Source organism: Escherichia sp. XD33 (assembly GCF_019375075.1).
Lineage (GTDB): Bacteria > Pseudomonadota > Gammaproteobacteria > Enterobacterales > Enterobacteriaceae > Enterobacter > Enterobacter flexneri_A.
On sequence record NZ_JAENDM010000075.1, the window covers coordinates 1 to 11,885 of the forward strand.

Genomic DNA, 11,885 nt, shown 5'->3' on the forward strand with positions numbered 1-11,885 from the left:
GGTCAGCACATCGTGCGTTTTCCCCTTGTTGTCAGTTACGCGGAGATAATCCCCGGAGAAAGTCGACACACGGCTGTAAGCCACACCCGCCATCGCATACGCGCTGAACCATTCATTCATGCGTACAGACGGCCCCGCCATCACGCTGAACCAGCGGTTACGCACGGAATCCTCATGCCAGCGGGTATCGCTGTAATGCGTTTTTTGCTCATCTTCAGCGTTGGCATAACTGAATGACGTAATCAGCCCCAGCGTGTCCGTAAACTCATAACGGTATTTCACGTTAATCCCGTTCAGATTATCGCTGCCGGGAGCGTTCGTACGGGCATGAAGATACCCCGCGCTCAGTGTGGACTGATGTTCAGACGCCCATGCAGGCGCACCGGATACGGCCAGACAGATGGCTGCGGACAAAATGGCTGCACAAACTTTACGCATAATTACCTCTCGCTTTTCTGCAATAAAAAAGGCGCCAGAAATGGCGCCCGCATATGGGTTATGAAAATTCAGCTAATCGTGATACCTGCTGTGGATTTCTTCATCACCACAACCAGCAAATCACTGATACTGGCTGTGGGATACCAGTCATTTACCAGCCACGCTGATACCGAAAACTCCAGCGTCATGTGACCGCGACCGGCAGGCATATCAATAACACCTGTATAAACCAGCGTATTATCCAGCGCGGTACGGTTATAAATTTCAGCACCGTTTTTCTTCACTATCAGGCGGCATGACGAATAAATATCGTTATTCTCCCGCTCATGTTTAGCGCCACGAAACGCCACCGCGGGAATAACAATCTGCCGGTCAAACGGCTGATCGTCATAAACCCTGACGGTAATGGTCCCTGATGGCCACCGCTCCGGTGCACGGGAGTCCCGGGGGAAAGCTTTGCCCACTGTTTTAACGAGATCGCCTTCAATCTGGTTCGCAGACAGTTTTCCCAGAACCCGACAGTTTTCATTAATCGTGACGTTGTTGAGCGTCCCGGCGTTCGCATTCACGTTACCGCTGATATCCGCATTTTTAGCAGTCAGCTTTCCGTCCGGTGTCAGGGAAAATGCCGGTGGATTTCCACCGCTGGTAATGGTGGGGGCCGTCAGGCGTTTCAGGAACACTTCGTTCATGAATATCTGATCACCCTGACCAACAAACATCGGCTTTGTGTTGCCATTCGCAGGATTAATCATCGCAATCCTGTCTGCCGCCAGCAGCACCTGACTCTGCATTCCTGCTGGCGTATTCTCAATACCGGCACCGATACCCGCAATATAAAGGCGTCCGTCCTGCATCTGCTGCAGTTTCACGGCCCACATGCTGTTCAGGTTATTATTTGTATCAACCTGAACCTTCTGTATCTGCTGGATCGCTGCACTCTGGTCTTCCAGTTTCTTATTGACGGTCTGTGTGATTTCATTGCTGACATCCGTAATGGACGTCCTGATTTCAGCCAGGTCAGGCGCAAGCTGACCGTTATCAATCTGCGTCCACAGCTCCTGAGCCAGATGGGTTTTCCCTATCTCGCCTTTGAAAAAATCCAGATAGCCGGATGCGTCATCACTCGGCTGACCAACAGCCTCCACGAATGCCGATTTGCCAACGGTGTTCACACTGCGAACGTAAAAATAATAATTATGGCCCGGTTTGATATTGATACTGGCGGCTATCCAGTACAACGCCGTACCAAGATAGCGGGCTGTGGTTTCAACCTGCCTGATATCCGCAATCCGCTTTTCCGAGAACCAGAACTCAAACTGTACCGTCGGATCATAAACCGCAAGATGCGGCGTGGCGGTTATCTGAAAATAGCCCGGCGTCAGCTCAATCCGCGACGGCGCTGCCGGTGCGGCAATCCGGAACGATACCGACGCCGGATCGCCCTGCTGTCCCCATGCATTTACTGCCCGGACTGTCAGCCTGTAGTTCCCCAGAGCCAGTTGTGTGAAGCGGTAAGTGGTTTCCGTCGTCCGGGCCGTGCTGACCAGCCGCTCACTGCCGTCATCCGCTGCCACGGTCAGGCGAAGCATAAAGCTCACCCCCTTCACCACCTTCGGCGTGTCCCAGCGGGCCAGCACCTGGTATTCCCCGCTGTCTGCGGTGACTTCGGCGGTCAGATGCTGCACTGCTGGCGGCGTGACACCATTCACCGTGCCGCTCTGGTTACCGTCAAAGTGCGCCCCGTTATCCACGATGGCTTCTTTCTCCGGTACATGCTGCACTGCAGTGATGGCATACGTACCGTCGTCGTTCTCACGGATACTCACACAGCGGAACAGGCGCTGGCGCAGCGTCGGCAGCTTCAGCCCCCACACGCTGTACTCGGCAACGCCGTCAGGAACCCGGCTCACTTTCACCTTCACGCCGTCGGTGACGGACTGGACCTCCACGCTGACCGGATTGCCACTTCCGTCAACCAGGCTTATCAGCGTGGTGCCGGAGGATGGCAGCGTGATTTCACGGTCGAGCGTCAGCGTCCGGGTCTGGCTGTTCACCGCCAGCACGCGCCCGCCGGTGCTGATCCCCGCATAGTCATCATCGCAGATTTCAATAACATCACCCGGCACATGGCGAAGCCCTTCGGCACCCACGCTGAAATCCACGGTCTGCGTTTCCAGCAGTTCTGTTTTAATCAGCCACAGCCCGGCGCGGTGTGCCTGCCCCCGGCTGGTACAGCCAAAGGCATCCATCTTCGTGACGTTACGACCGTAACGGGCAATGGCCTGCGTATCCTCCACAAGCTCTGTCGCCGTCTCCCAGCCGTTGTCCGGGTCAATCCAGTTCACCTCAACGGCATTATGGCGGTCTTTCAGGGCGCTGAAGCTGTAGCGGAACGGCGCGCCATCATCCGGCATCACCACATTACTGCGGTTATAGGTCCACACCTTATCTGATGGTCGGTCCTGCACGAACGTCAGCGTCTGCCCGTTCCATACCGGCATACAGCGCATCGCCGAGCAGAAATCACTGAGCACATCCCACGCCTTGCGCTGTGTGGTCAGGTACGCATTACAGGTGATGCGCGGCTCCGTGCCGCCAAAGCCGTCCGGCACCGACTGGTCGCAGTACTGGCCGATGACATACAGCGCCCATTTATCCACATCCGCCGCACCAAGACGTTTCCCCATGCCGTAGCGCGGATGGGTCAGCATATCCCACAGACACCAGGCCATGTTGTTGCTGTATGCCGGTTTAAACGTCCCGTCCCAGATACCGCTGTATTGCCGCGTCTGCGGGTTATAGTTCGACGGCACCTGCAGAATACGCCCGCGAAGATGATAATTACGGCTCACCTGCTGGCTGCCGAACTGCTCCGAGTCCACCTGCACGCCGACCAGTGCCGTGTTCGGGTAGCACTGTTTCACATCGATGATTTCGGTGTATGACGACCAGAGCGTTTTGTTCTGCAGCTGGTCTGTGGTGCTGTCCGGCGTCATCCTGCGCATCCGGATATTAAACGGGCGCAGCGGCAGGTTATCCACCACCACCGAGGCCAGATACTGCGAGGTGGTTTTGCCCTTAATGGTGATGTCTTTTTCCGTCACCCAGCCACCATTACGCTGTATCTGAACCAGCAGGCGGACTTCCGACGGATTCCTGTCCCCCTTTGAGGTGGTTTCCACCAGTGCCTGCACGCCGAAGGTAAAACGCAGTCGGTCAATGTTTGCAGACGTAATGGTGCGGGTGATCGGCGTGTCATATTTCACTTCCGTACCCAGCACCGTCTCGGAGCCGGAGGATTCAAATCCCTCCGGCGGTGACTGCTCCTGCTCACCGGCCCGGAACACCACCGTGACGCCGGATATATTGGTATTCCCCTCACTGTCCAGCACCGGCGTACTGTTCAGCAGCACGCTTTTTAATCCATCCACCGGACCTTCAACCGGCCCTTCGCTGATGGCATCGATCACACTCAGCAACTGCGTGGACTTCAGGTTGTCCTTCGCTTCGCGCGGAGTATGCCCCTTACTGCTGCCTTTACCCATTCCTCACGCTCCATAAACGACAAAACCGCCCGGAGGCGGTTTCACATAAACGTTTTTCATCAGCGACCAATCACCACAACCTGACCACCATCCCCTTCGTCTGCCGTGCTGATCTCCTGAGAGACCACCCGCGACCCCACGCGCATTTCACCGTACAGAACCGGCAGAACATTGCCCTGGGCAACCATGTTATCCAGTGAGGAGAAATAGGTGTTCTGTTTGCCGTTATCCGTTGTCTGTGTACGGGGAGTTCTGGCTTTCGGTGCCAGCATCTGCGCCACACCACCAAGGATCATACTGGCCCCCGCAGCATACATGCCCGATAAAGCCGTAGCTCCCAGCCAGCCTGCAGGGTTCCACCACGCCACTGCAATCAGCGCCGCACCCAGCACCGCCTGAAACACACCGCCACTTTTTGCTCCCGCAAGACGCGGAACGATGTGGATCACGGCACCATTTTTCAGCGGCTCATTAAGACGGGCTGATAATTCGTTTTCGCCTGCATCACGCCCGGCAATGCGCACCTGATACCAGCCATCGCTCAGTTTCTGACGAAACGCCGGGATCTGCATGGCCAGCGCCCGGATGGCTTCGGCCCCCGTTTTCACACGAAGGTCGATGCGGCGGCCAAATCGTTGCAAATCCCCGTAAAGGCAGATACGTGCCATGCCCGGTGACGCCAGAGGGAGTGTGTGCGTCGCTGCCATTTGTCGGTATACCTCTCTCGTTTGCTCAGTTGTTCAGGAATATGGTGCAGCAGCTCGCCGTCGCCGCAGTAAATAGCGGCATGATTCGGCACCGATGAACCAAAACAGCACAGCAGCACATCGCCCGGCTGCGCCGCTGACAACGGCACCTGATACAGCCCCGTTGCCTCCAGATTATCCAGATAGAGATTCTGGCCGTTACGCCACCAGTCATCCTCACGATGAAAGTCCGGCATCTCAATCCCCGCCAGATGATAAGCATCCCGGAACAGTGTGTAACAGTCCGTCACACCGTGCTCAAAGCGCCGCCCGGTGAGATGCGGCACACAGCGGAACTTATGAATCGTCCCCCGGTAGACCAGCCACCACGGCAAATCACTCTGCACCTGCAGCCGCCGGTCGGCCTCACTCAGCCAGGGCAGACCACCGGGGTGGCTGTGGACCAGCGCCACAATCTCACCCTGCATTTCTGCCTGCAGCCAGTCTTCCGGCGACATACGGAAATACGCCTCCGGCTCACCGGAGATATTCACGCAGGGGAAATATCTTTCCCCCTCCGGCGTGCTTACCACGAAGCCGCACGACTCCGCTGGCGCACATCGCCGGGCGTGCGCCAGAATCGCAGATTCTGTCTGTGTCATGGGATTTACTGCGAAAGTTTGTTAATGGAAAGGAAGCCGCCAAAGTTGCCGACGTTATTGCGAAACTTACAGCCGCTCAGGCATTTGCTGCATTTATCCTTCGTGATATCGGACGTCGGCTGATCATATTCATCCGCGACTGCCGGACCGTGATAACCGCACTCATCACCGCGATAGGTCCAGGTGCAGGTGTTGGCCAGCATGATACGCCCCGGAAAAACAGCGCCGTCCGTTTCCGTCGGCGTGGACAGTACAAAAGAGGCACTGACTGCGCTCAGTTCGCTGCACTGCTCAATGCGCCAGCGGCTGATCACCTCCTGCTCCGGATCGGCATCGCTGTTTCCGTTGACGAAGTTCACCGCATCCAGAAAACGGGCGTAAACCTTACGCCGGACCACCGTTCCGCCGACCAGACTCTGCAGATCTTCCGCCATCCCGGTGACCATACCGTACAGGTTAGAAACCGTCAGCGTGGGGCGCGTACTGGTGCCTTTGCCATTCAGTTCAAAACCACTCCCCTGAATGGGATACGGCTGATACTGTCGCCCCTGCCAGGTGACCGGCTCACCTTTTTCGTTCTGCTCATTACAGAAAAAATAACGTTCTCCACCGACCTCTGTCAGATCGATTTCCCAGAGCACCACGCTGGCCGACTGCTCCGCACGGGTGCATTCATTCAGTGTTTCCTGCCGGATATCCTGCATCAGTTCACCACCTGTTTAAACTCTGCGCTGAACTCAACACGCAACATACTGACCTGCGACGACCATTTTGCGCAGGTCACCTTTATCTGCCTGTAACCATAAGGCGGCGTCCACAGAAAGGCCTTCCAGCCCCCGTGCTCAGCCAGAAACGACTCCAGCGCCGTGGCCTCCTCACGGGAGACAGACAGCGTCACGCTGTACGTTTTCAGGTCAGCGTTCAGCCCGGCAGGCGCACGCTGGGAATAGCCATCACCAAAGCGCACCTCCCTGACGGAAGGAGCAGATGTCACATCCATCCCGGGTTTCACTTTCCAGCGGAAGGTTTTCATCGTCCACCTCCGGAGAACAGACCACCATCGCGCATCTGCCCGGTCACAACATCCATTGCCGCCTTACGGGCTACGTCATAAACAGCCTTCAGCGCCTGTGGCCCTATCTGCCCGTTCGTGCCGTCGTTGTTAATCACCACATGGTTATTCTGCTCAAACGTCCCGGACGCCTGCGACCGGCTGTCTGCCATGCTGCCCGGTGTACCGACATAACCGCCGGTGGCATAGCCGCGCATCAGCCGGTAAAGATTCCCCACGCCAATCCGGCTGGTTGCCTCCTTCGTGAAGACAAACTCACCACGGTGAACAATCCCCGCTGGCTCATATTTGCCGCCGGTTCCCGTAAATCCCCCGGTCGCAAAATGGAATTTCGCCGCAGCGGCCTGAATGGCTGTACCGCCTGACGCGGATGCGCCGCCACCAACAGCCCCGCCAATGGCGCTGCCGATACTCCCGACAATCCCCACCATTGCCTGCTTAAGCAGAATTTCTGTCATCATGGACAGCACGGAACGGGTGAAGCTGCGCCAGTTCTGCTCACTGCCGGTCAGCATCGCCGCCATATTCTGTGCAATACCATCAAAGGTCTGCGTGGCTGCACTTTTTACCTGCGACATACTGTCCGTGGCGCTCTCTTCCCACTCACTCCAGCCGGACTTCAGGCCTGCCATCCAGCTCCCGCGAAGCTGGTCTTCAGCCGCCCAGGTCTTTTTCTGCTCTGACATGACGTTATTCAGCGCCAGCGGATTATCGCCATACCGTTCCTTCAGGCGCTGTTCCGTGGCTTCCCGTTCTGCCTGCCGGTCAGTCAGCCCCCGGCTTTTCGCATCAATGGCGGCCCGTTTTGCCCGTTGCTGCTGTGCGAATTTATCCGCCTGCTGCGCCAGCGCGTTCAGGCGCTCCTGATACGTAACCTTGTCGCCAAGTGCAGCCAGCTGGCGTTTGTACTCCAGCGTCTCATCTTTATGCGCCAGCAGGGATTTCTCCTGTGCGGACAGCTGGCGACGTTGTGCCGCCTCCTCCAGTACCGCGAACTGACTTTCTGCCTTCCACAAATCCCGGCGCTGCTGGCTGATTTTCTCATTCGCTCCGGCATGCTTCTCCAGCGTCCGGAGTTCTGCCTGAAGCGTCAGCAGGGCAGCATGAGCACTGTCTTCCTGACGATCGCCCGCAGACACCTTCACGCCGGACTGTTTCGGCTTTTTCAGCGTCGCTTCATAATCCTTTTTCGCCGCCGCCATCAGCGTGTTGTAATCTGCCTGCAGGATTTTCCCGTCTTTCAGTGCCTTGTTCAGTTCTTCCTGACGGGCGGTATATTTCTCCAGCGGCGTCTGCAGGCGTTCGTAAGCCTTCTGCGCCTCTTCGGTATATTTCAGCCGTGATGCCTCAGACTCGGCCCAGTCCTTTGCTGCCATCTCTCTGGCCTTTTCAAGATCGGCCTGCAACGTGGCGGCGGAAAGCCCAAGTTGCGCATTCGCTCTGTCCTCCCATGCTCCCCGGAGATTGGCAAGAAATGCTGAGGTTTTACCGCGCCGGTGGCTCCGGCTCTGATACCACTGCCATTTTTTGTCCGCCTCATCAAAAGCCTTTTCTGCTTTCTCCAGCATTCCCTGGGCAGTGTCCGGGCGACCAATATCCAGCACCGAATCCCACATGGATTTGAATGCCCGCGCTGTCCTGTCTGCCCAGGTCTCCAGCGTGCCCATGTTCTCTTTCAGGCGGCGGGTCTGGTCATCAAACCCTTTCGTTGCGGCTTCGTTCGCCGCCTGCAATGCCCCGGCTTCATCGCCGGAACGCTGCAACTGAGCAACATACGCAATCTGCTCCGCCGTCACGTTATGGAACTGGCGCGCCATCGCCGTCAGCCCCGACGTCGGGTCAGTGGTCAGCTTCCCGAAGGCTTCAGCGACCTTGTCCACCTCCACACCGGATGCAGAAGAGAAACGCGCCACACTCTGGCTGATGGACGCAATCTGAGCCTCACCGCTTACCCCCGCCTTAACCAGTGCACTGAGTGACTCGCTGGTCTGGTTAAACGTCAGCCCTGCCGCCTGCCCGGCTCTGGACAGGACCAGCATACGATCTGCCGTCAGACCCGACTGATGACCGGAAAGGACCAGCGTTTTGTTGAAATCGGACAGGGTTGAGTTACCCTGATACCAGGCATACGCCAGCGCACCGGTCGCCACCGCCAGCGAGGTGGCCCCGACCATCGGCAGGGTGATCGCACCGGCAAGCCCCCGGAACATGGGGATCATCCCGCCGAAGGAGTCCTTAACCTGACCACCCTGTTGCAGCAGGATCAGCCACGGACTTTGCCCGCCTGCAAGCTGCGTGGCCACGTCGGTGAACTGTGCAGGCAGCATACGCATGGCGGCTTTATACTGCCCGACGGAAATCCCCGCTTTCTGTGCAGCCAGCGCCTGTCGGCTCAGCGACTGTTCAACGACTGCCGCTGTTTTTTTCGCATCAGTTTCCGTACCGGAAAAATGACGCCTGACTCTGGCCATCTGCTCGTCAAATCTGGCCGCATCCAGACTTAAATCAACGACCAGATCGCCTACCGGTTCAGCCATACCGGACTCCTCCTGCGATCCCTTCTGATACTGTCATCAGCATTACGTCATCCTCCGTCATGTCCGCCACATCCGGGGAAGCGGGGATAACTTCATTCCCGTCCGGGCCAAAGCGGACACCTCCGGCAAGCCCTGCCGCTTTCTGCATCAGCACATCATCTTCAGGCTCTTCGTCAGCCTCGCGCCGGTTCAGCAGACTGAAATCCAGCGGATGCATATCCGGATCGCTGAAAAACAGGCTGAGTACGGTGTACATCAGCCCGGAAAAGTGCATATCCAGCAGAACATCATGAAAATAATGGGTACTGTAAAAGCGGTGCCAGTCGGCATACTCCGTGGATGACATCCCGGCAAGCATGGCACGCCAGTCGGGTCGCCCCATCTCACGCGCCAGTTTCAGGGCAAAACTCAGCTCACCGTCGAACACTTTCCCGCAGAAACAGGCTCTGCAGGCCCGGCGTCCTCTGTCTGTTCAGGGGTATTATTCACAACAAACTCATACATACCGGACAGCCGGTACACCACGTTTTCAGCATGAGAAATTGCCTCCGTGGGCCAGGTGGTAAGCACTTCCTGCTCAATCTGTTTAACGGCTTCATTCATGGACGGCATCTGCGTCTTCTGCGGATGGTTATGCCACAGGGACATCGCCACCAGAAACGCGCCGGTTCTGATGGCGTCTTCCACAGTAAACTTCCGGTTGCTGTCTGACTCCGCCTGTTCTGCCTGCCGTTTCATCAGGGCGAGATGCTCAATGCGCTGCAGGGCTGACAGTTCAGAAAGCGTGACGGTCACACCGTTATGTTCAAATGATTCGGTTTTCAGGAACATCGCTGACTCTCCGGATTAACTGGCGGTGACGGTAATTTCTGCAACCGCAGCAAACTCACCATTACCGGATACAACCGGAATGTTGACCTTACCTGCAGCAACGCCTTTCACGGTGATGGTCATACCACTGACCGACACGGTGGCTTTTGTTTTATCCGCTGACACCGCACGGAAGCTCTTGTCGGTTACACCTTCCGGCTGGAATGCCACGGTCAGCGTGGTGCTCTGCCCTTTCACTACGGAAGCACTGGCTGGCGTTACCGTCATGCCGGTTGCTGCCGTCACCGTACTGCGATCTTCAGCCATCGACGGGCGTCCCACATTGGTGACCTTCACCGTGCGGGTGATCACTTCCTTAGCCGTCACCGCTTTACCGATACTGCTGACCCAGCCACGGAACACATCGACCGTGCCGTTCGGGAAGCGGATTTTATAGGCACGGGTATCACCTTCATTAAACCACGCCAGCAGCGCCTGCTGCCCCTGCTCTCCGGGCATCCACGCCAGCGTGAAGCTGGTATCTCCGGCTGATTTCTGCCCCTGCCCGGTCGCAGTCCAGTCCGCATCTTCATCATCGAGATAGCTGTCGTCATAGGACTCAGCTGTCAGTTCGCCGGGCGTCAGGTCTTTAACTTTTGCCAGACGCGACCAGTCCACGTCTGAAAGCGGGTTCGCATAAGGGTCACCGTTCCCCTTATAAACCCACAGTGTGGTCCCGGCACCTTTCACCGGTGCCAGAGGATTTGGTGTTGGCATATCGTCCTCACATTTCATAGGTAATGACATAAGTCAGATCGGCTGAACTCCACAGGCCCGCATCATCGTCGCGCCGGTAGTCATAGCCACTGGCCACCATACTGGTGATCAAATCTGACAGTGCCGGGATATCGCTCATCACCGGATAAATCCGGGACTCCATCCACGAATCCAGCTCTGAATCCGGCACCTGAGCAGGCAGGAAAACTTCAATATGCAGCTCCGCCTGCCAGGTATCGCTGTCCAGCTCTTCGCCCGTGTATTCAGCGCCGGTGAGATAAACGGCAATTGCCGGAAAATCTTCCTCATCAAAAACAGCGGGGCGACCATCAAAAAGCGTCGCCCCGGTGTCATGCTTCTCCAGTGCATCCAGTACGGCTGCACGGAGTTCAGTATGTTTCATCGCTTTATCACAATCCTCAGTTGTTGTTTCAGCGCATAGCTCAGTTCTTTAGGCAGACGTTCGCGCCGGATACGGTTCACGTTCTCATCAAAAGCCTGTTTCAGTGGGGCTGCCATCGGAATTTTCACCACCTGAATGGGAAGACGATTACGCTTTTTCCTTCCCTTATCGTCATTGCCCTTCGCATACCGGGCTTCTGGCAAACGTTGCATAACATGCCAGCGCCCATTATTTAATCGCTGGATGAATGCCCGCTGATAACGATGCTGACCAGCTTTGAGTATGCTGTTCGGGCGATGACCGAGCATCCTGATCCCCAGCTTAATAACAGGCAAATCACCGCGGTTAACGATAATTTTTGCGTTCGGATTTCTGACCGTAGCCCGTTTCAGCCGGGAGCGCTCTTTAACAAGTTTTCGCTGTACCCGGGTTTTACGGGCGACCTGAGACGAAGACTGATTAATCGCCGTTGTGGCCACGCGGTTAATGGCCATTGCTGAAGCAGCCGGCACCGCCGTTTTGCTGATACGGCTGAGGTTTTCAACGGCCTGCTCAAGACCTTTTATGGCCATACATCCCCCTTTCAGCGGCGACGGTTAACGGCAGGCGGTACGCCCCGACCAAGCCAGAGATGACAGCTTCCACCATCATCCGGCGAAACCCGGTCTATCCAGAAGTTTTCCTCACCGATGGTCAGCGTGTCGCCGCGCCGCAGCTGCCGCACATCATCAGTCCGGACAAACAGGGACGGGCTGGAGCCTTCAACGCGTACGCCCTGTCCGGCATAGCTGATATTTTCAGGGTCATCAAAAACACCACGTATCACCGCACCTGACTGCTCACCGGATGTCATGGTGGCTGACGTTCCCATGTACCCGCGTATCGTTTCATCGGCGCGGGCAATGGCAGCATCGAACAGGTTATCGAAATCAGCCACAGCGCCTCCCGTTAT

13 protein-coding genes are annotated in these 11,885 nt (G+C 56.8%); all 13 read right to left on the bottom strand.

What is annotated here, in order from left to right:
• Positions 1-438: Ail/Lom family outer membrane beta-barrel protein (locus K0778_RS23325; protein WP_153449166.1), on the bottom strand; the 438-nt coding region annotated here is incomplete at its 3' end.
• A 68-nt stretch (positions 439-506) separates the two neighbouring features.
• Complete coding sequence (locus K0778_RS23330; protein WP_153520313.1) at positions 507-3,986, bottom strand: phage tail protein; 3,480 nt, start codon at positions 3,984-3,986, stop codon at positions 507-509.
• 59 nt (positions 3,987-4,045) lie between these two features.
• Positions 4,046-4,594: a tail assembly protein gene (locus K0778_RS23335; protein ID WP_232044480.1), complete on the bottom strand. Its 549-nt coding sequence runs from the start codon at positions 4,592-4,594 to the stop codon at positions 4,046-4,048.
• Positions 4,591-5,334: a C40 family peptidase gene (locus K0778_RS23340; protein WP_153449147.1), complete on the bottom strand. Its 744-nt coding sequence runs from the start codon at positions 5,332-5,334 to the stop codon at positions 4,591-4,593. The genes K0778_RS23335 and K0778_RS23340 overlap by 4 nt, the downstream gene beginning before the upstream one ends.
• Before the next feature lie 5 nt (positions 5,335-5,339).
• Entirely contained in the window at positions 5,340-6,038 is a 699-nt protein-coding gene (locus tag K0778_RS23345) for a phage minor tail protein L (protein WP_001152612.1), read from the bottom strand.
• Positions 6,038-6,367, bottom strand: a complete 330-nt coding sequence (locus K0778_RS23350; RefSeq protein ID WP_000847401.1) for a phage tail protein — start codon at positions 6,365-6,367, stop codon at positions 6,038-6,040. Before K0778_RS23350 ends, K0778_RS23345 begins: the two co-directional genes overlap by 1 nt.
• Positions 6,364-8,943: a phage tail tape measure protein gene (locus K0778_RS23355; RefSeq protein WP_130090512.1), complete on the bottom strand. Its 2,580-nt coding sequence runs from the start codon at positions 8,941-8,943 to the stop codon at positions 6,364-6,366. Before K0778_RS23355 ends, K0778_RS23350 begins: the two co-directional genes overlap by 4 nt.
• The gene (locus tag K0778_RS23360; protein ID WP_097307730.1) at positions 8,936-9,370 is read right to left on the bottom strand and encodes a phage tail assembly protein T; all 435 of its coding nucleotides are present in this window, start codon (positions 9,368-9,370) and stop codon (positions 8,936-8,938) included. The genes K0778_RS23355 and K0778_RS23360 overlap by 8 nt, the downstream gene beginning before the upstream one ends.
• Positions 9,352-9,774 carry a phage tail assembly chaperone G gene (gene gpG, locus K0778_RS23365; RefSeq protein ID WP_000479155.1) on the bottom strand — a complete coding sequence of 141 codons (423 nt, stop codon included), beginning with the start codon at positions 9,772-9,774 and terminating at the stop codon, positions 9,352-9,354. Before gpG ends, K0778_RS23360 begins: the two co-directional genes overlap by 19 nt.
• A 15-nt stretch (positions 9,775-9,789) precedes the next feature.
• Positions 9,790-10,530 (bottom strand): phage tail protein, encoded by a 741-nt coding sequence (locus K0778_RS23370; RefSeq protein WP_130090513.1) that lies wholly within the window; start codon positions 10,528-10,530, stop codon positions 9,790-9,792.
• Between the two features lie 7 nt (positions 10,531-10,537).
• Positions 10,538-10,933: a phage minor tail U family protein gene (locus K0778_RS23375; protein WP_000683145.1), complete on the bottom strand. Its 396-nt coding sequence runs from the start codon at positions 10,931-10,933 to the stop codon at positions 10,538-10,540.
• A complete protein-coding gene (locus K0778_RS23380; protein WP_097338514.1) occupies positions 10,930-11,505 on the bottom strand; it encodes a phage tail protein in 576 nt (191 codons plus the stop codon). The genes K0778_RS23375 and K0778_RS23380 overlap by 4 nt, the downstream gene beginning before the upstream one ends.
• A gap of 11 nt (positions 11,506-11,516) precedes the next feature.
• Entirely contained in the window at positions 11,517-11,870 is a 354-nt protein-coding gene (locus tag K0778_RS23385; RefSeq protein ID WP_000752996.1) for a head-tail joining protein, read from the bottom strand.
• Positions 11,871-11,885 lie beyond the last annotated feature (15 nt).